Below are 22,241 nucleotides of genomic sequence, written 5' to 3' on the forward strand. Positions count from 1 at the left end.
TATGATTGATTTAAAATCAGAATAGAAATGTGCCCGCAAAGGTATAATTCACGTTTATAAAAACCAAAGGACACTGTTTTGATATAGATATATCTTCTATAATGAAGTGAAATGCGCTTAAATCTTTGGTCTGCAATATGTATTTTATTATACCTCTTATGAAGTATTTTAATGTTTTTAAACTGTAAACCAGCCGCTTGCTAAGTGGCATTAAATATTAAAGAAATATTCGCAATTGTTATGAAAACGAATTTCAAACAGGTAGTTTTACCCGATTATAAGCCAGGCATTGCGAATATAGAGGCTGTGTAATACTTTTACGTTTCATTTTAACATTTATTATAGATTTTAGGCGACGTCGGGTGTTTGTTGGGGAACAAAACCTGATGTTGAGTATCTGTAATTTTTTAAAGTGTTTTTTATTTTTAATTTATATATATGAAGAGGATCTTTACCCTTATGGTAATGCTGTGCTTCTTTTTACAGCATTCTGCTAAAGCCCAAATCAACGGACAGCAACCCGGCACAGCGCTCAGCATATGTGACGCGTCCTCATTGTCTATTGGTACGGTACCAGGCTATAACGGCGGTGGTCTTCCAAACAGTTGTCTGGCGGCTGGCGCATTAAATCCTTACTGGTACACGTTTACGGTTACGTCGTCCGGTACGATCGGGTTTACAATCACGCCTAACAACGGCAATGATGACTATGACTTTGCAGTCTATGACATCACGAATACGCAGCCATCTAATGCGGCCAATGCACCATTGGTAAGTTGTAACTATAGTGGTTATACAGGTACCACAGGTTGTACGGCAGGCGGTTCCGGCTCATTCAACAGTGCCAATGGCTCCAATCAGAATCAGTTGATCAACGTAACGGCTGGTCAGACATTCGCATTGATTGTAAGCCACTATACCAGTTCTAACCAAAGTGGTTATGATCTTCAGTTTACTGGTGGTTCTGTAACGCCGAGCCCATTGCCTCCGGCTTTAGATACGGCTTATGTGAGCAACTGTAATGAAAAACTGAATGTAACTTTCAACCAGTCTGTTCAATGTTCCAGTATCGCATCAAACGGTAGCGATTTTTATCTGATGCCGGGTAATATTGCCATTTCTGCCGCAGCAGGTGTTGGTTGTGGTACCACCACTTTTACCAATCAGGCGGTACTGACATTACCTAATAATATAGCAGTTGGTAACTATACGCTGCATGTGAAAGTCGGTTCTGACGCAAACACGGTAACGGATGTTTGTGGTAACAATATCCCGACTACCAGCATTGCTGCATTTACGGTAAGTCCGGCTCCGCAACCTAATGTGACATTTGCTATTACTACTGCAAATACGCAGTGTCTGTACAATAACAACTTTGATTTTAATAATACAAGTACTGTTGCTTCGGGTACTATTTCGTCTTATGCATGGGAATTTGGCGACAATGGCACAGCTAATTTTACCAGTGGTTCACATGCTTATGGGACTGCGGGAAATTATACAGTAGAACTGACCGCTACCACCAACCAAGGTTGTATCGATAGCGTGAAACATACGTTAGTGGTGCTCTCATCTCCGGGTGCGCCAGCTAAAGTAAGTCCGGTAAATTACTGTCTTGGTCAAACTCCGGTGGCTGTAAGTGCAACGCCGTCTTCCGGCAGCACTATCAACTGGTATGCGAATCCTACAGGTGGTCCGGCTGGTACAACGGCGCCAACTCCTTCTACTACTGTTGCCGGTACTTATACTTTTTATGTTTCGCAGACATTGACCGCTACTGGTTGTGAAGGTCCGCGCGATAGCATTAAAGTAATTGTAAAACCTCTGCCTGCGACGCTTACTGCCAATTCTAATTCACCTGTTTGTTCCAAAGACACGGTAAAATTGACGGGCAATTCTTCGGATGCCGGTGTTACTTATGCCTGGACAGGACCGAATGGTTATACTTCAACTTTGCAAAACCCAACGGTTGATTCTGCGACAATGGCTGCCGGTGGTGTTTACAAAGTAGTGGTGACCTTAAACGGTTGTAAAGATTCTGTTGCTACTGTTGTGACGATGAAGCAAACACCGTACAATCTCACAGCTTCTTCCAATACGCCAGTTTGTTCTGATGCGCTGAATGTATTACATCTGCTTTCCGGTTCTTCTAATCCGGCTGCAACTTATAGCTGGGCTGGTCCGAATGGCTATACGAGCAGCGTGCAGAATCCAAATATTTCACCTGTTTCTGTAAGCATGGCGGGTACTTATATGGCCACTGTTTCTGCGAATGGTTGTAGCGATACAGTGAGCACTGTTGTTGCGGTAAACCAAACACCTGTTGGCCTGACAGCGAGCAATAGCGGCCCGGTTTGTTCTGGTCCGACGAAGTCAATTCAATTGTTTGCAAACACAACCACTACGGGCACACCTACTTATAGCTGGGCTGGTCCGAACGGTTATACATCCAACCAGCAGAATCCGACAATTACCGGTTTGACAGTTGCTAATTCGGGTAAATACATTTGCACGGTAACACTGGGAACTTGTAGCGATACAGTAAGTACAACAGTTACCATCAAACAAACACCGGTTAGTCTGGTTGCCACTTCGAACAGTCCGCTTTGTTCTGGTGCGGCTACTAATATTACACTGAATGCGACAACGACAACTACAGGTACTATTACTTATGCCTGGTCAGGTCCAAATACATTTACTTCCGCTATTCAGAACCCGACGATCAACGGTGCAACCGTTGCAATGATCGGCAGATATATTGCTACGGTAACATTGAACGGTTGTAGCGATACTGTTGGCGTGAATGTAGCGATCGGTCAGACACCTGTTGGTCTTACAGCTTCTTCAAACAGCCCGGTATGTTCTGGTCCGAACGGAACGGTAACACTGCTGGCTAATACATCTACTCCGGGTGCGGTTACTTACAGCTGGAGCGGTCCGAACAGTTATACATCAGCTTCGCAAAATCCTTCTATTACTAACGCTGCGGTTGCAATGTCTGGTAAATACACGGCTACCGTGACTTTGAATGGTTGTAGCGATACCGTAAGTACAATCGTAACTGTAAAACAAACACCCGTAGGATTGACTGCTTCTTCAAACAGTCCGATCTGTTCCGGTGCTAATAACAACATCAATCTGCAATCAGCTACCACCACTACTGGTGCTACTTTCAGCTGGGCCGGTCCGAATGCTTATACAGACAATGCACAAAACCCAGTGATCAACGCCGCGGCTGCGAACATGACGGGTAAATATATTGCGACAGTTACACTCAATGGTTGTAGCGATACGGTGAGCACTATGGTTACGGTGAATCAGACACCGGCTGCACCGACTTCAGTTGATACAGTATGGTATTGTAACAATGGTACCGCAACTGCATTAACCGCAACTGGTACTAGTCTCAAATGGTACACTGCTATCGGTGGTACTGCGTCAGCAACAGCTCCGGTTCCTTCTACAGCTACTGTAGGTGCTACCACTTATTATGTAACTCAGACTTCAGTTGCAGGTTGTGAAGGTCCGGTAGATTCTATTATCGTAATGGTGAAACCAAATCCGGCAAGACCAACGGTGACGACTCCGGTTGCTTACTGTCTGAACGATGTTCCGGTAGCATTGATTGCTGCTGCTGCAACTGGTGGTACCCTTAACTGGTATACTGCTATTGGCGGTACTGGTTTTGGTACAGCTCCGATTCCTTCTACAGCGACTGTGAATACTTACAAATGGTATGTTTCACAAACAGTAAACGGCTGTGAAGGTAAAGTCGACAGCATTCAGGTAACGGTGAAACCACTGCCTGTGCCTCCTGTAGTAGGTTCTAACACGCCTGTTTGTTCCGGTACTGGTAATACACTTAACCTTACTGCAAGTTCTACGTCTACAGGTGTAACCTATGCGTGGACTGGTCCGAACAACTATACTTCCAGCACTCAAAATCCATCCATCTCTGCACCGACAACTGCTGCAACAGGTAATTATGTTGTGACAGTTACGCTGAATGGCTGTATCAAAAAAGACAGCGTTGCGGTATTGATCAATCCGACACCGGTAGCACCTACTGTGGTACCAACCGTTGCATATTGTCAATATCTGCCGACAACTATTCTTTCTGCTACACCGGTAACAGGCAATGTGCTGAAATGGTATACAAGCAGTACAAGTACTACGCCACTGGCAGGTGCACCAACACCATCTTCACAAGTGCCAGGTACTTTCACATGGTATGTAAGCCAGACTTCACCGCAAGGTTGTGAAGGTCCGAGAGCTTCTATTGCAGTGACGATTAAACCAAAACCAACATTGCCTGGCGTTGCGCCATTATATACTTATTGTCAGTTTGAAAGCGTTCCGGCATTGACTGCAAACGGTCAGAACCTGCTGTGGTATTCTGGTCTGACGGGTGGCTTAGGTGATCCGAATGCGCCAATTCCTTCTACACTGGTGCCGACAACAACGACCTTCTTTGTAAGTCAAACGATTAATGGTTGCGAAGGTGACCGTGATTCTATTAAAGTGACCGTATTGCCAAAACCAGCGCCACCGGTCGTAGTAACGCCAATTTCTTATTGTCAGTACAGCACGGCTCAGCCGGTTACAGCAACTGGTACAGGTTTGAAATGGTATGCAGCGCCAACAGGTGGTGCAGGTGCTACCGTTGCTCCGGTTCCGAACACAGGTTATGAAGATACCATCAGCTACTGGGTAACGCAGACGGTGAATGGTTGTGAAAGTGATCGTATGCGTTTGGACGTAATTGTAAACTATCAGCCAAACGGCATCATTACCGCTACAAGTGCTAATATTTGTCAATACTCACTTGATACATTTAATTACTTCGGTAACGCTCGTCCGGATGCAGTATATGACTGGACTTCACTCTTCCAGAAAAGCACATTGATGAGTGGTTCCGGTCAAGGACCTGTTGTGGTTCGTTTCGATTCCGTAGGATCTATTACAGTTCGCATGCGTGTCGATAACAAAGGTTGTTTGAGTCCGGAAGCTGCGTTTACAGTGAATGTGTCGCCTGCACCGGTAGTTCGTATTACATCAAAAGCGGAGGCTTGTGAGAACGAAGCAGTTGTGGTTGCTATGAATTATGCTTCTATTCCGGTAACCAAATTTACCTGGGGCCTTGATGGCGGTCAGATTCAATATGGTGCTGATGCGGGTCCGCTGGGTGTAATCTGGAAAACACCAGGTAAGCACGTAGTAACACTTGTTGCAACGACCGATTCAAAATGTCAGAGTCTGCCAACGATTGATACTGTCATGGTTCATCCGCTGCCAGATGCACGTATCCTCGGCGCTTCGGCGACAGATGTGTGTTCAGGTGACAGTGTATTGTTACGTGGTAGTTTACCAGATTCTGGTACGGTGATGACATGGTCTCCGGTAACACAGTTTGGAGGTATGACAGAACCAGATTCACAAAATGTTTATGCAAAAGTGATTACCAGCGGTTCCATCAAACTCACGGCGACAAACGAATTTGGCTGTAAAGCGAGCGACAGTATCATGATTACAGCAAAACCTTGTTGTCAGATCTACTTCCCGGATGCATTTACGCCAAACAAAGACGGTAAAAATGATCTGTTCCGCCCGATCACAATCGGACACCACGAGATCAGTTCATTCCGCGTAGTGAATCGTTATGGTCAGGTCGTGTTTGAAACAGCTGATGAAGAAAGAGGCTGGGACGGTAGTTTCGGTGGTGTAGATCAGCCGATCGGTACTTACTATTATTATATCAAATACAAGTGTGACGGCAAGTACATCGAAGAGAAAGGAGAGATCACACTGGTGCGATAGAAAGTGAAAATTCAAAAATAAAAAACAAAAGCTTCCACAATTTGTGGGAGCTTTTGTTTTATCCCTAACTCCTAAAAGGGAATTCCGGCATAAACCCGCTATCAATTTTTTACTATGTTTGCGTTCATGGAAAGCTATAAACCCGGGCTGCATATAATTTCAACCTTTTCAGCGCCGGTATCATTTCTGACAGATGCAACCAACTGCCGGAAATTCTTTGATCATATCATTTTACAACTTGGTCTTACGGATGTTGGAAGCGTATACCATTCCTTTTCCAACGGAGGTTTCACAGCAGTAATCTGTCTTACAGAATCACATATTTCTATACATACCTGGCCGGAATATGGTATCGCCACGTTTGATGTATTTCTTTCCAGTTTCAAAAATGATAACTCGGAAAAAGTGCGTAGATTTTACAGCGAAACCATTCAGTATTTTCAGGCGACAGAAATCAACAAACAGGAAATAACCCGCTAGTTATGTCTGAGCTTACTCAAAATAATTCTGCCGGCTGGACTCCTCAACATATTTATTGCCCGCAGTGTAAAAAAGACATCAGCTATTATGATGTAAAGGGAAGCATTTGCTTTGAGTGTCCCGAATGCCATACTTATTTCGAGTATGAACAGCCGCACATAGAAAAACTCCGGCACTTCGATTCAAATCAGGTGGTGAGCCCTTCATTGCCAATTGGAACCATCGGAACCATTCATGAAAAGCAATACATGGTCATTGGTTTTATGGCCAAGAAGGAAGTCGGCGATCCCGCCCGATGGATGGAATATGTGCTGTTTAATAAAGAAACCGGTTATGCAATGCTGGTCGAGTTTAACGGTCATTGGATGTTTTCGCAGAAAGCCGGAGCGAAATATCAGGCGAAATATCTGGGCACCAACAACTATGTAGTGAACGATGGGGAATTGGTCTACAAACTATATCATAGTTATAAGTTCTCGATCACCTATGCGGAGGGTGAATTTGACTGGAACATCATCGAAGATGAAGCACTGATAGCGTATGAGTATATCAGCCCGCCGTACATGCTCGTGCATGAAAATCATCCGAAACGCTCCGATTGGTACCGGAATGAATATTTCACCGCTCAACAGGTTGCAGACGCATTTGGTGTTACTAAAGGTTCTCTGCCATCGAGGAAAGGAATCGGTGCAATACAGCCTTCTCCGTTTGATGAATTGGCTGGCCCTTTAAAAAAATTTACACTGATAGCTGTTGCAGCAGTCATCATTATTCAAATATTATTTGCTTTCTGTAAACCAGTACAGCAGGTAGAAAAAGGTACTTACTATAGTGTATCCGATTCTGCATCATCCTGGAATGGCAGCGGAAAAGCAATTATGACGGGCTCTATTCCCATCACACAAAGAGGTGCTGTAGAAATAACTTTGCGTGCTGATATTGATAATGACTGGGTGGAACTCTCGGGCACATTTTACAATGAAGCCACCGGAGCACAATATGAATTTACCAAAGCGCTGGAATATTATCATGGTTATGAAGATGGTGAAAGCTGGTCGGAAGGAGATAAAGAAGGGACTGTGGTGATCAGTGATATACCTGCAGGCAATTACCGGATGAATATTTATCCTTATCGCGAAGGAAAAAAAGATACGACTGTCGATGTTACCGTTGAACAAAATACCACACTGTTCTCCAATTTGTTTACAATTCTGGGGGTAGTGCTGGTAATTCCCGTTATTATGTGGGGACGCAGAAAAGCATTTGAAAAACAAAGATGGGGCGATTAAAAAAGAGACAATGGATTTCTTTAAAGAATTTTTGAAGATCAAATATTATATCCTTGCCGTGTTGGCGGCCGTGACTGTGTTTGTATGGTCGGGTTATTCCGGTACGCGTATCTGGGGCGACGGGCTGGATAGTAAAGAAGTACACGGAGGACCCGGAGGCGGGTCACGTGGTTTTTATCACAGTCATTTCTATCATAAATAACCGAGCGTTTTTTTAATTTATGGATAATATAGTTCCGGAGTCATCACCGCGGAGTGAGCGTGAAAAAAGCGGCCAGCTATCATTGCTGCTGTTGCTTTCTGTTTTTGTTATTGCCACTTGCGGGCTTATCTACGAACTCATTGCAGGTACGCTTGCCAGTTATTTACTGGGCGATTCAGTGACACAGTTCTCCACCATCATTGGTGTTTACTTATTCTCGATGGGCATTGGTTCATGGTTGTCAAAATACATTGATGGTCATTTGCTGAAGTGGTTTATTCGTGTAGAAATATTGGTAGGTATCGTCGGTGGGCTCAGCGCGCCTTTGTTGTTTATTTTGTTTGAATATGCGGCATCCTTTCGTGTTGTATTGTACTCATTAGTTGGATTGACAGGTATTCTGGTAGGGCTTGAAATTCCTTTACTGATGCGCATTCTGCAGCGCAGCTTCGCCTTTAAAGATCTGGTGTCGCGTGTTTTTACATTCGATTATATCGGTGCGTTGCTGGCTTCGTTGATCTTCCCGCTGATCCTCGTTCCCTACATGGGATTGATTCGTACCTCAATATTTTTTGGATTCCTGAACATAGCGGTCGCAGGTTTTCTTTTATATCAGTTTCCCGAAACAAAACCTTTCCGTCGCCGGTTTATGACAGTCATAGGTGCTACTACCGCTCTGCTGCTCGCGGGTTTTATTTATTCCGAGAAAATTATGGCCTGGACAGAAGGAATGGCTTTTCAGGATAAAGTGATTTATAGTAAGAGCACACCTTATCAGCGAATTGTTTTAACCCGGAATGATCACGAGCTTCGATTATTTCTCAACGGAAATTTACAATTTAGTTCTGCTGATGAATACCGTTACCACGAAGCATTGATTCATCCGGCGATGCAGGCATTGCCTTATGCCAAGAAAGTACTGGTGCTTGGTGGCGGCGATGGTTTGGCGGTCAGAGAACTGCTGAAATATCCACAGCTGGAAAGTATTCACCTGATCGATCTTGATCCGGGAATGACGCATCTGTTTACGCACAATAAGATGTTGCTCGACTTAAATCAACGCTCGTTCCTTAATCCTAAAGTAAAAGTAACGAACGGTGATGCGTATCGTTGGATACGAGAAGATACCAGCCACTACGATCTGATTGTGGTTGATTTTCCAGATCCTTCCAATTATTCGATCGGTAAATTATACAGCAACTCATTTTACAAAGAAGTGTATCGTGTGCTGGACAGCAATGGTATCGCAGTGATTCAATCTACATCACCTTACATCGCGCGTAAATCTTTCTGGTGTATTGCGCATACTTTGTCAGATGCGGGATTCAATACCATTCCGTATCATGCTTATGTGCCGTCGTTTGGTGAATGGGGGTATACATTGGCATTGAAAAATAAAAACTGGCGTGGAGATGGTCCCTTGCCTGCCGGTCTTAGATATATCAATGCTGCCACGATAAAGGATATGTTGTTTTTTCCACCGGACATGGCAGAACAATCTACTGAAATTAATAAGCTAAATAACCAGGTACTCGTCCGTTATTTTGAAGATGACTGGTCGCCGTATATACACTAACGGCCTCCTCTAACGCCTCCGAAGGAGGAGAACGCTCAACGCGAGTGGACTAAAATTATGTGGGATTCACAACTGACAACTGACCACTCACAAATTGGCATAGTAGGAGTATGGTTCGACTCCGCTCAGCATGACACAAGATGTAGACGTTGAGTACATCAGAGATCTCTGGTTCGACTCCGCTCACCATGACACAAGATGTAGACGTTGAGTACATCAGAGATCTCTGGTTCGACTCGGCTCACCATGACACAAGAAATCAGCCATCAGCGATGAGTACATCAGAGATGCCTGGTTTGACTCCGCTTACCATGACATAAGATGTAGGTGATGAGTACATCAGAGATGTTTGGTTCAACTCCGCTCACCATGACGTAGATGTAAACGTTGAGTACATCAGAGATCCCTGGTTCGACTCGGCCCACCATGACACAAGATGTAAGCGTTGAGTATATCGGAGGTTTTCGGTTTTGACTTTTTAATTTATTTGTAATGAAAAGACGACAGTTCCTTAAACAAAGTTTACTTGCAGCGCCTGCTATTATGTTAGGCGGTTTGAGTCTGACTGGTTGTGAGCGTAAAAGAAATCTGAGTGAGATCAAAGGAGGCATTGTTGGTGCCAATAGTAAGACCGGTCATCTGTTGCGTAATGCACAAAATCTTCCGGCGCCGTCGTCGACGATAAAATGCAAAGTGCTAATTGTGGGCGGTGGTATTGCAGGTCTGTCGGCCCGACGTTGGTTAGAAAAAAATGGAGCACAAGATGTGTTGATGATCGAAATGGATCATCAACCCGGCGGTAATGCTTCTTACGGAAAAAATGAAGTATCGGCTTATCCCTGGGGGGCACACTATCTGCCGGTTCCGGATCTGCGCAATAAGGAGTTGCTGGATTTTCTGATTGCAACAAATTCTATCACCGGTTTTGATGTGCAAGGGCTTCCGGTTTATAATGAATATCATCTTTGTCAGGATCCCGAAGAAAGACTTTTTATCAATGGTTATTGGCAAGAAGGATTAGTGCCGGAAGCAGGTGTGTCGGCTGAAGAAAAAATACAGATCGCTCGTTTTTTCAAATTAATAGAGCAGTTTAAAATAGCCGTTGGCAGCGATGGAAAAGATGCGTTTGCGATTCCTCTGGATCATTCTTCACAGGATGAACAATTCACTGCGTTAGATAAAATTTCTTTCGAACAATATTTAGACGAGCAAGATTTTACTTCACCCTATTTGCGTTGGTATCTTGATTATGGCTGCAAAGATGATTATGGTGCCAATCTGAAAACTACTTCTGCCTGGGCCGGTATTCATTATTTCGCTTCGCGGAAAGGGAAGGGCAGTGGTGTCAATTCATCTGCTTTGCTGACCTGGCCGCAGGGAAATGGTTTCCTGATGGAACATCTGAAACAGCAGGCCACGAGCAATATCTTATCAGGCCATCTAGCATTTCGTGTAGATCCAAATGATGCGGGTGTATCGGTTTGCTGCTACGATGTAAAAGCTGAAAAGACGATCAATATTCAGGCGGAGAAAGTATTAATAGCAGCACCACAGTTTGTAACGAAACATTTATTGCACGGACTTTCCACGCCAGAAAAAATTGCAGCGGCGGAAGATTTCCATTACGCACCCTGGATGATTGCAAACATTACATTAAGTGGATTGCCGCAGGGAAAAGGCATGCCCCTTTGCTGGGATAACGTGATCTATGGCACGGCATCTGTTGGTTATGTAAATGCCAATCAGCAAGATCTTTCTGATAGCCATAAAAAAGTGTTGACTTTTTATCTGCCGTTAAGCAGCGAGGACCCTGTAGCCGAACGTCAAAAAGCTTTTAATAAAACTTATAATGACTGGCTGCGGGAAATAATCAACGAACTGGAATTTGCGCATGAAGGCATCACCAATTATATCGCGCATGTAGATATTTGGGTTTGGGGACATGGCATGATTGCACCACGACCAGGTTTGATTTGGGGGAATGAAAGAAAAGTTGCGGCTACGCCGATTGACAATAAGATCTTTTTTGCACATTCTGATCTGAGTGGTATTTCTATTTTCGAAGAAGCGTTTTATCAGGGCATACGTGCCGCCAATGAAATCTTAGCCTCATGAGTCAGCACCGCACACAGCCCTGGATAAAGGACGCTCGCTTTGATTCGGTATTTATTTTGTTGCCCCCATTTTTATCCTTGTTAGTAGTGTGTTTGCTTCCGGGTATTTTTAAATCTACTTCGGAAATGCCATTGTCTGCCTGGGTGATACTGGTGTTGTTTATCGATGTGGCGCATGTGTACAGCACATTGTTTCGTACGTATTTTAATCCGGCGAGATTCAACAGTAAACGTTCGCTGATGGTGTTGGTGCCAATCCTTTGCTACCTGGTTGGTGTATTGTTACATGGTATCGACGGACTCCTGTTCTGGCGGGTATTGGCCTACCTTGCAGTTTTTCATTTCGTCCGGCAGCAATATGGTTTTATGCGTTTGTACAGCAGGGGAGAAGATTTGCCGCGCTGGTCCAAACAGATTGATACGCTTGCCATCTACAGCGCTACAATTTATCCGATCATTTATTGGCATTGTCATCCCGACCGGAATTTTAACTGGTTTGTGGATGGTGATTTTTTATTGAAAGGAACAGCAACGGTCAGCAGTTTTGCTGCAATTGTTTATTATAGCATTTTATCAATCTATTTTTTTAAAGAGCTTTTTTTCATTTCGAAAAAGGGCAGCGTTAATATCCCACGCAATCTGCTGATCATCGGAACAACGGTCTCCTGGTATTTTGGTATCATTTACTTTAACGGTGATCTCGCGTTTACTTTACTGAATGTGGTAGCGCATGGAATTCCCTATATGGCCTTGATCTGGACCACCGGGAAAAAAGAAGAATTGCGCCAGCCGAAAAACAGTTATCCGAGCCGAATGGCTTTTGTAAAAAAATATGGAGCCGTTTTCTTTATCCTTTCACTGGTTGCGCTGGCTTACTTAGAAGAAGGGCTATGGGACGGGCTTATCTGGCGGGAACATCATACTGTTTTTGGTATTTTCTCAGCATTGCCTTCTGTCGACAATCATTATTTGCTCGCATTGCTGGTGCCATTGCTGGCATTGCCACAGTCCACCCACTATGTCTTAGATGCTTTTATTTGGAGAAGGAAGGACGGGTAATATTTCTACCTAATGAGTTTTCCTTTTTGTGTGGAGATGTGGCGAGCGGGGGGGAGAGTATTTGTGTTTTAGAAGTCAGCTATGCGTGTTCTGTCTTTTTATGCTGCTAGTAAGTGCTAATGCGCCTTTGTGTTTTTCTATAATGATGAATGGTGACTTAAGGTAAAACGCAGGGAATTAGTTTTTTTGCGTTTTAAAAAAAACGTAAAAATATTTTTCTCATGGATTATAAATAGCTTTTTCATCTCTGTGTGGTTCTAGAACTGTGGCAAGGTTTATCGGATGTGAAGAAACATGTCAGTTTTGTTTAGCGTGCCATCCAAAATCTGTTAAAATTTGGCACTATTATTGAACATGTGGAGCATAAAAACTCCTCTATGTTAAACCGAATCCTACAGCGCAAAAAATGGATAGGAAAGCTTTGCGCTATAGTTCTTTCTACTAGTGGTTTTGCGGCAAGTGCACAAATCATCAATTATGAACCGCTTTATAACAGTAGTAACTTCTCTAGAAGTATAGACCTTTCCAAGCCAGTAGGTGTTTTGGAAGGACAACATTCTGTTACACCCTCAGGGGCGGCAACTTATAGTATTCCCATTAAGATAGCTCCTGGTACCAACGGCCTGGTACCTTCCATTTCTATCAGTTATAATTCCCAAACGGGAAATGGCTTGGTCGGTTATGGATGGAATCTGGGCGGCATCAGCATGATAACGGCTGCGCCGCATACATTGTACTATGATAACGTCAATTCACCTTCTTCTGTCGATGATAATTATCTGCTTGATGGTAGCCGTTTACTAAAGAATCCAAACAGTCAGAGTGATAATGCTGAATACCTGACCGAAGTAACAGACTTTACACTGGTGCGGCAAGTGGGCGGGAACAGTCAAAACTTTACTTCATTCGCTGCGCTGAGCAAAGATGGTAAGATTGCGGAATATGGTAGCGATCCAAATGCCCGTGTATCGCGCGCAGGAACATCGCGATGGTACGCCTGGTACCTCAATAAAGTGACTGATGAGTCTGGCAACTACATGACGTATAATTATACTGACATAAGCGGAGAGAAACTCCTGTCGGAAATCCGCTACACAGGCAACGATGCGGCCGGTTTACAACCGTACAATAGCGTGAAATTTATCTACGGGGCACGCAAAGACGAAAACACTTTACAGAGTTTGGAGGGAGTGGTATACAAAAAGAATCTGCTACAGCGAATTGAAATATATGCAGAGGGTACCTTGTTCCGAACATATGAGTTTACCTACGGAATGTCCGATAATCTTTCTTTTTTAAAGGAAGTAAAGGAAACAAATGGTACTGGTACCTCTCTTAATGCAACGTCCTTCAAATACGGTGATTTGACAGATGATCCGGTCGTCACAAGTACGGGTAATGTAGGTAATGACTATTCTGCTGCAGACGTCAATGGCGACGGTTTTACAGATATTATCGTACCTAAGGTCGCTTTTTCAAATTTATGTTCCTATAAGAGCACTGGTTATAAAGTGTACGCTGGCAATGCGAGTGGAAGCAGTCTGCAGCTATATGCAGATATAACATTGCCTGATGCTGAGTATTTAAGTAGTGGTATTAAAATAACAGAGCTTTCGTCGAAATTAATAAACCCTCAGTATCAAAAAGTAGTTGCAACGGATTTTGATGGCGATGGTCGGGATGATATTTTAAGAATAGAAACTTTTGTAGAAGCGGGACAGAAATGTTCAACCTCGGAAACAAGGACTCGGGGGATAAACATTTTATACAGTAAGGGAAATCGACAGTTTGCGCAGCAAAATTATACATTGCCGAATGTAAACAACGGGAACGTAGGATATGAGCTATTCGCCAAATCATGTTTGCAGATTGGGGATTTTGATGGAGATAAAATACCGGAGGTAATGTTGATCGTACGTAATCCCTGGTATTATTACCGCACCAAATTGTTTTGTTTTAAGCAAGGTGTTGGCGTGATTGATGTTTCCGTGACGCAGCCTATTGCTGAAGCTTTCGATGGCGCTGATCAGATATTTGCCGGCGATTTCGACGGCGATGGTGATATGGAGCTTTACTTGAGAAAGGACAAACGAATTGATGTATATGCTTTAACATTTAATGGAAGTTCCGCACAAGTAGATTTAGTGAAGAGCTCTTCTTTTGCAGTGAGCGACAATTGGGATGCCTGGCCTGGGGATTTCAACGGTGATGGACTCACTGATATGTTTATTATAGATAAAGACGCAGAAGCAGGTCCTCGTACAGGTGGATTACCGGGCGGAGCGAATTTTCAGCCGTCTCCCGCAGTAGCATACAGTAATGGGACAGGATTTGATGTCAACGCATTTAACTATGGGCATAGCAATTCGCCCGTTCTGAATTATAGTGAAATACACGACCAGGGAAATAATCAGTTCACACATGACTGGATTGTTATCGGCGACTACAATGGCGATGGTAAATCTGACGTACTACATGAGTATAAAAGTACGCTTGGAGGCTTTAGTCATTTGGAGACTTACTATTCTCTGGGGTACAATGCATGGTCGTACAGTGCTTATGAGCCAAATATTGCTTTTCCTGATAGGCTGGGACCGTTGGTACAGGTTACAGATGTGAATGGTGATAACCGAAATGATATTTTTACGGGATCAAACCTGATTACCATTAGGCCAAATGTTACGGATAAACTGCTTGAAAAAGTAAGAACCGGATTAGGTAACGAAACATCTTTTGAATATAGCTCATTAAGTCAGTCGGCAAGTTTTAGCAATGATTTCACTGCTTATGGTATAGACTTAGTTACCCGTGTAGTGCCAATTACCAATGTAATGCGTGCTACCACCAATAGCGGTCTTACGGGCATCAGTCCAACGGTTACTTCTTATTACTATAAGAACCCTGTACTACATCTGATGGGCAAAGGATTTATAGGATTCATGGGTTTTAAAGCTGTAGATAGCACTGCTAATAAAATAATAGAGACGCAAACAAAAATCCAGGAAGTTGTAACGAGTAATCCTCGAATCCGTGTATTACCTGCGGGCAGTAAATCAACTACGTCATTGATTGCTCCTGCGCAGACGCTGTCGGTGGGCGAACAGACGATAACGTTGAAAAGAGTAGGCAGTTCTGACATTTTCGCTACAGATCAGACCATGGAAAATGGTACGGATTATCTGAGTGGCGTTACTACAACAGCGGTTAGCAATTACGATAATTACGATAACGTAACGTCTGCAAATAATAATGTTGCCAATGGCTTGGAACAAACAACGACGAGTGCTTCTTATGTAGTTGCGGCAAACGGTTATCCTTACCCCTCAAAACCTGATGTACAAACCATAACTAGTACGCGACAAGGTAACGCTTCTGTAAGTTCGTCTAACAAGTATACTTATGGAGCGAAAGGTTTGCTGACCACTTCTGTCAGCAGTTTTGGACTGCCCAATGCCGTTACCACGAATTTTACTTACAGTTTATGCGGTAATATCACGCAGGCTACAAAGACGGCCAACGGTGTGCCAGCCATCACAGGCACTACCGGATATGACAGTAAATACAGATTCGCTACGCAAACAACAAACAACCTTGGTCAGTATAGTAATTTCACCTACGATCCTAAGTTCGGAGGTTTATTAACGGCAAGAGGCATTGACGGACTAACCACAACGAATGTATACAACAGCTTTGGTGACCTCATACAAAAAACAAGTGCGACCGGCGTAACTACTGATATTTCTAAGACCTGGGATGTGCAAAATGGTGCCTACTGGTATTCATGGACCGCCGCGGCAGGGTCACCAGATGTAAAAAAATGGTATGACGGACTGGGGCGTGAAATACGTACTGATGTAGCCAGCATGAATAATCAATGGACAACACAAAGAACTACATATGATGCTCGTGGGAATGTAAATACGAAAACTAATACTTATTTATCTTCTGAATCACCACTGATTACAACGAACGCTTACGATGAATACAATCGTTTAAAATCGTCTGGTAATAGCGTTTTTGGTACGGTGCAAAATACAATCGGTTATAGTGGTGGGAATATGATACAAACCACTACCGATGCAGCCGGGCGTATCAGTACAAGAACAACTGATGCAGCAGGTAGACTGATTAAAGTGAATGATAATGGTGGACAACTAAATTATAGTTATAATAGTCGCGGCAACATAACCATTGTAGCACAGGGCTCCAATACGTTTATATCGAATATTTATGACGTATATGGACAGAAAATAAAGACAACCGACTTTAGCAGCGGCATTACTACCTATGAGTATGATGCCTATGGCAGACCAACAGCAGAAACGGACGCCCGGAATAACAGACATACTTTTACTTACAATCAGCTAGGTGATATTGCGCAGAAAAGCGGACCGGAGGGGACAACGACTTATACCTATTATAGTGCAGGAAATGGATTGGCGAACCAACTGAAAAATGTGACGGCATTCAGTGGCGTTATGGAAGATTTCACCTATGACAACTACGGAAGAATAGCTAATCAGAAAAAGACAATCACAGGTCAGGTATTTCAACACAACTATACCTACAATGCGCAAGGACAAGTGGTCACTAAGATGTTTCCATCGGGTTATACAATCCGGAATAGCTACGATGGAGCCGGTTATCTGACCAATGTGCGGAATGACTATTATGGCAATCCTTATCCCATCTATACAGCACAAGCGATCAATGGTAGTGGACAGGCAACTCAATATACATTGGCAAATGGCATACGGACAGACATCAGCTATTACTATGGTTTACCGACGAGTTATGTAACAAACGGTGCAAGCATCCAAAACTACAGTCTAAGCTACGATTATACGACAGGAAATATTACAAGACGGGCCGACAATCTCAACAGTTTTGCCGAAACGTTTACTTACGATAATCTGGATCGATTAACGCAAGCGGCAGTAACCGGTAATGTTACACAGCCAAGATTTGGCGGTATACTAGGTGGTATTAGAGGACCAATATTGGGCGGCGGCAACATTATTTCGCCTGTCAGCTATCCAGCCAATACAATTACGTACGATCAAGTCTCCAACTATAGTTGGGGCAATATCAAAAACAAATCGGACGTAGGCGACTATGACTATAAAAAGCACGCGGTTTATTATGTCAGCAATGCTGCAGGCAATATCAATACCCTGCAGCAGGATGTTAGCTATACACCGTTTAACCGACCGGCCAGTGTTTCCGAAAACGGTTATCAGCAAACATTTCTTTATGATGACGCTTATGATCGTGCGCAAAGTGTGTTAAGACAAAACGGTACGATTAAAGACATTCGCTTTTATATGGGCGATTGTGATATCGATATTGATTCGGTTGGCTCAATACGGTATATTCAGTATGTAGCAGGTGGTGATGGACTCGCAGCAATTGTAGTGATGGAAAACGGACAAGATAAAGTGTACAGTGTGTACAAAGATCATCTGGGCTCTATTCTGAAGCTAACTGATAATGCAGGTACTGTTGTTGCAGAGCAGAATTTTGACGCCTGGGGCAGAAAAAGAAATCCTGCGGACTGGAGTAACAATAGTGTGCCAGCTGTGCCCAATTGGTTGATACGAGGTTATACAGGTCATGAAGATATGCCGCAGTTCGGTCTTATCAATATGAATGCCCGTTTGTATGATCCGCTATTAGGCCGTATGCTTTCACCAGATGATTATGTTTCCAATCCTTCTTCAACCCAAGATTACAACCGCTATACTTACGCACATAACAACCCGCTGAAATATATAGATCCGGACGGCAACAATCCTTTTTTGCTGGTCGGTGCAGGAGTTGATATGGGCCTTTATTTGTATCATGCGGCGACTGCGCCAGGTGGATTACATCGTAATTTCTCTACTGAAGGTCTTCTTATCGCAGGTTTTATGGGCGCCTGGCAAGGCGGTTTAAGTTATGGCATTGGTGAATATTTTAAAGCCGCGGATGTAATTGCCGGCACACCGGCGGGTTGTTTCTATACCAGTAAGGATCTTTTACGTGAAGGCGCTCGTGCATTAATGCATGGTGGGACATCGTTTCTGACTTCTGGTGGTAATCCTAGTGCTTTTTATGCGGGGGCATTCGGCTCTGTAGCTGGTAGTCTTGCTACTTTATACGGAGGTTCTGTTTTAAACAGTGATATAGGTAGTTCTGTGTTTTCTGCCGGTGTGGGTGGTGCCGCTTCAGCGATGACGGGTGGTAACTTTGTAGAAGGTGCGGCGACAGCGTTGATCAATCATTTGGCGAATCAGTTAGCGCATAAGATGGAAGCTGTTAAAGCCATCTGGAATAAACCAGGGGAATATGATCTTAGCGTGGCTGGACTGCTTCGGTGGTATATGGTTGAAGGAGGGGCAGACTTTACTCCTGGCAGAGAAGCTGCTTGGAATCTAACAAAGGCATTGCAAAATGACGGGCAGATTATTGAATCGCTAATCACTCCTGTGCGAAATGGCAACGATGCAGTTGAAGGGTTATATTCTCAGGACGTTTCAACCTACAATACCTCGTCTGGATATGCATTGGGGAGTATTAAAATGTATTTTATATTAAATACGAGAAACGACGTTAATGGAAAATATCTTCCCGTTGGATTTTCTGATTATTATAATTTTGACGCTCATACAGACAGGTCCCCCATAGCTGAAGCCGCTACTACTTTAGGTAGAGCTATACCAGGAGTATATTATAATATTCGATATGGCATTACCCCTCCACAATGGTATATTGATAAATATTACAAACATTAATTTGGAAAAATATGGATAGAATAACTTTTAAGAAATTGCAGGAGACTAATAGGTGTACAATAATTATTGCTATTTTTTTTGCACTGGCTTCCTGTACAAGTCGCGATAACAACAAACAATATGCTGATATCGATTTTATTACTTGCACGAATCTTAAAGATTCATTTAAAGTAATGAAATCTGAATTTAGGGCTAATCAAGCTCTTACCATTGCAGAAGTCAGTGAGAATGATAAGAAGCTATTACTAAATAGATTCCAATATTTTCCTGTTGATTCTATGGGGGCTAAAGCGGCTGGCTATGTTTTCATTTCGACCCGTTTGTTCAGTTTTACTGACGAGTATATGTATTATTTAGCGGACTATGAGGCCCTGGGCCGGCCGGCCCAACATGCTTACAAAAAAGATGGTTACTATATTCTAGGCATCTCCAAAACAAAAAACGAAATCGTTTTCTGCGAAAATTTTCCTGAGTTGCCTCCGCTTTAAAATGAAGTAAAATGTTAATGGATATTTCATCAACAAAAATCAAACGCGCAAATTAATAACTAAGAATCGATGAGCAAATTAATCAGTCTGGCTTTAGTTACTATGGTCAGCATATTCCTTTTTTGTCCAGTATTCGCGCAGGAAAGCTATTCAAAAAACAATCTGACTTTTTCCGTAGGGCTTTTTCAGCAAGTGCGGTATAAATTCTATATCTCGAATGGGACATATGAGGTCCAACAGGACGAACTCTGGAATGCATCGCCATTTCGTAGAATTATTGAAGGATTGGAGGTCCGGAATACAGGACCGCTTATATTGGGGTATTTGCGGAGGGTGTCAAAGAAAATAGCTGTTGGGGTAAATGTCAATGGTGGCCACTACAAACGTATTTATTACAAGGATGTTTACCAATCTCTAGCCCATATGGGAATTGCTATTGATGGTCGCTACTATTATTACGCCAAAAAGAAATGGGAATTCTATGGTGCGGTTTCAATGGGTGTGCGGTATCAAAATCTTTATTCAGATGTACCAAATGAGCTCGGCTACTTTCACATAAAGTCTTTTTCGCCGATTTATCAGGTTTCACCGCTGTGTGTCACCTATGGAAAGAAAACAAAAGCCTTGGCAGAATTGGGTATCGGCTATAAAGGATACGCCAGCTTGGGTATTCAGATTGGATTATAAACTTAAAAAATAAAATGAAAAAAATAGCACTCTTATGTATCGCCATTGCTGGGGTTATAACCGCAAGGGCTCAGATTTTTCAAACTGCTTATAAGCGTTGCGGCATTTATTATGATTATGATGCTACGGGTAATCGGGTCAAACGATATAACGATTGTCAACTGTTTGATCCGAATAATCTCGGCGGCACTACTAATCCATTGCCAGGCGGCGGCGCAATCTCCAGGATGGCGGGAACAGACAATGACGATAATAATGACGTATCACTAATTACTATCTACCCGAACCCTGCAAATGATTTTGTCAATATCCGCTTGAGTGAAACTGCAGAACATGTGCATTTTCACCTGTATGATGGCAAGGGAAGTATTGTGCAGGCAGGTGATATTTCCGGTCAGGAATATCGTTGTAATCTTGGTGCGTTGGCGCCGGGATTATATCATCTGAATATTCTTTATCAGGGAAAGCCCTACAGTTTTAAGATTACCAAATTGTAACATAGCATTGCAAGGCCAGGAGCGGGAACAATTTTTGTTCCCGCTCTTTAATTAAACAAAGACTAACACTAGTGGTTTGTGTTTAAAATCTGATGAGATTAGACGGCACTTTTTTCAGGCAAATTTGTGTGCTGCAAATTTGTATTTTAGAGATCACCGATGCGCACCATCTTCTTTTTATTGTTGTTCTCTGTTGTTTGGTTTATCTGCAGTTGCTCCAATGTGCCGGTACCACCGGGTGTTGTAAAGGAGAAACAGCAATTCGTCGTTTCTCAAAAAGAAATGGAAGGCACAGATTATATTTATCAGGTAACATTTCACGGTGGGTATATTATTTGTTTGCTTTGGAATAAACAGATAATGGTCTTTGACACGAGCCTGAATTATATTGAGTCGATTAGCAGGCGCCTTGGCAAGGATTCAATTCAAGGTCTGATATCGAATGATGATACGACTGTTGCGTATAATAACAGACATGTTTGGTATTTAGGAGAAAATATGGAATGGATAATCCATTCCGGTACGGATGCAAATCCTTTTTTCAAAATGCTGTATACAGATAGTGCTTACGAAGTGTATAGCTGTTGCATGGGCGAATTTGGAGGGATCGTTTCATTCAGGCAAAAACAAACAGGTAAAGTGTTCGCGTACCCTGCTACCTGTGCTACACAGGTTTTGTATTATGACGGGCATTATATTGTGGGTTCACAGCTGTCTCATTTGTCAGGCTATTCCAGCATTATATCCATCAAAGATCCCTCAGCGTTAATTCCCAATGATGATAGCAACAAGTTCTACTGTGGCTGGAGGGGCAAGTTGTCTGACAGTATGTACGACTACAATTATTTACAGCATTTAAGGTTGCCCGGGGTTACCGAATATTTTGGTCAGGCACATAGCTGTCTCCTCGCAACATTTTCTTACGGCGGGGAATTATATTCCATTTATGACCAGGGAAGTGAATACACAACACAACAATATTTGCTGTTGGGTCGTCATCAGAATTATGATGTAATTGTGGAGGATACGCTGCGATCGTCCAAAGAAATAGCGACGGATCCTAAAGTTGCTGTCCATAATGGAATGGTGGCGGTTGCGTTTAATACTGGTAAGTGGATTGGAATGGGGGATTCAGCCCGATACTTTCAACAGACCGAATTGTTACTGGTTAAAAAGGATCAAATTGAAATCCTGCGAATGAAGCTTCCCACCCAGACCTATTTCGAGCTGATGAAAAGAAATCATGCTTAATTTGGTCA

The 22,241-nt window shown here is 43.0% G+C and carries 12 protein-coding genes; all 12 read left to right on the top strand.

All coding sequences use genetic code 11. The features are described from left to right. Nucleotides 1-438: 438 nt before the first annotated feature. Nucleotides 439-5,817 carry an Ig-like domain-containing protein gene (locus tag DN068_RS01210; protein ID WP_110997051.1) on the top strand — a complete coding sequence of 1,793 codons (5,379 nt, stop codon included), beginning with the start codon at nucleotides 439-441 and terminating at the stop codon, nucleotides 5,815-5,817. A gap of 114 nt (nucleotides 5,818-5,931) precedes the next feature. Beyond that, nucleotides 5,932-6,297: an S-adenosylmethionine decarboxylase family protein gene (locus DN068_RS01215; RefSeq protein ID WP_207798828.1), complete on the top strand. Its 366-nt coding sequence runs from the start codon at nucleotides 5,932-5,934 to the stop codon at nucleotides 6,295-6,297. Nucleotides 6,298-6,299: 2 nt separating this feature from the next. Continuing rightward, nucleotides 6,300-7,586, top strand: coding sequence for a DUF4178 domain-containing protein (locus tag DN068_RS01220; RefSeq protein WP_110997052.1), 1,287 nt, complete (start codon nucleotides 6,300-6,302; stop codon nucleotides 7,584-7,586). A gap of 10 nt (nucleotides 7,587-7,596) precedes the next feature. After that, a complete protein-coding gene (locus tag DN068_RS01225) occupies nucleotides 7,597-7,788 on the top strand; it encodes a hypothetical protein (protein ID WP_110997053.1) in 192 nt (63 codons plus the stop codon). A gap of 19 nt (nucleotides 7,789-7,807) precedes the next feature. Beyond that, a complete protein-coding gene (locus DN068_RS01230; RefSeq protein ID WP_110997054.1) occupies nucleotides 7,808-9,364 on the top strand; it encodes a polyamine aminopropyltransferase in 1,557 nt (518 codons plus the stop codon). 492 nt (nucleotides 9,365-9,856) lie between these two features. Further along, on the top strand, nucleotides 9,857-11,479 hold the full coding sequence (locus tag DN068_RS01235; protein ID WP_110997055.1) for an FAD-dependent oxidoreductase: 1,623 nt from the start codon (nucleotides 9,857-9,859) through the stop codon (nucleotides 11,477-11,479). Continuing rightward, nucleotides 11,476-12,537: a hypothetical protein gene (locus DN068_RS01240; protein WP_110997056.1), complete on the top strand. Its 1,062-nt coding sequence runs from the start codon at nucleotides 11,476-11,478 to the stop codon at nucleotides 12,535-12,537. The genes DN068_RS01235 and DN068_RS01240 overlap by 4 nt, the downstream gene beginning before the upstream one ends. A 377-nt stretch (nucleotides 12,538-12,914) precedes the next feature. Beyond that, nucleotides 12,915-19,310 carry an FG-GAP-like repeat-containing protein gene (locus DN068_RS01245; protein ID WP_110997057.1) on the top strand — a complete coding sequence of 2,132 codons (6,396 nt, stop codon included), beginning with the start codon at nucleotides 12,915-12,917 and terminating at the stop codon, nucleotides 19,308-19,310. A gap of 11 nt (nucleotides 19,311-19,321) precedes the next feature. Next, nucleotides 19,322-19,798: a hypothetical protein gene (locus DN068_RS01250; protein WP_110997058.1), complete on the top strand. Its 477-nt coding sequence runs from the start codon at nucleotides 19,322-19,324 to the stop codon at nucleotides 19,796-19,798. Between the two features lie 69 nt (nucleotides 19,799-19,867). After that, nucleotides 19,868-20,485, top strand: a complete 618-nt coding sequence (locus tag DN068_RS01255) for a hypothetical protein (protein ID WP_110997059.1) — start codon at nucleotides 19,868-19,870, stop codon at nucleotides 20,483-20,485. Nucleotides 20,486-20,499: 14 nt separating this feature from the next. Next, nucleotides 20,500-20,982 carry a T9SS type A sorting domain-containing protein gene (locus DN068_RS01260; RefSeq protein ID WP_110997060.1) on the top strand — a complete coding sequence of 161 codons (483 nt, stop codon included), beginning with the start codon at nucleotides 20,500-20,502 and terminating at the stop codon, nucleotides 20,980-20,982. A gap of 159 nt (nucleotides 20,983-21,141) precedes the next feature. Continuing rightward, complete coding sequence (locus tag DN068_RS01265; protein WP_110997061.1) at nucleotides 21,142-22,233, top strand: hypothetical protein; 1,092 nt, start codon at nucleotides 21,142-21,144, stop codon at nucleotides 22,231-22,233. Nucleotides 22,234-22,241 lie beyond the last annotated feature (8 nt).

This window comes from Taibaiella soli, assembly GCF_003236175.1.
Lineage (GTDB): Bacteria > Bacteroidota > Bacteroidia > Chitinophagales > Chitinophagaceae > QKTW01.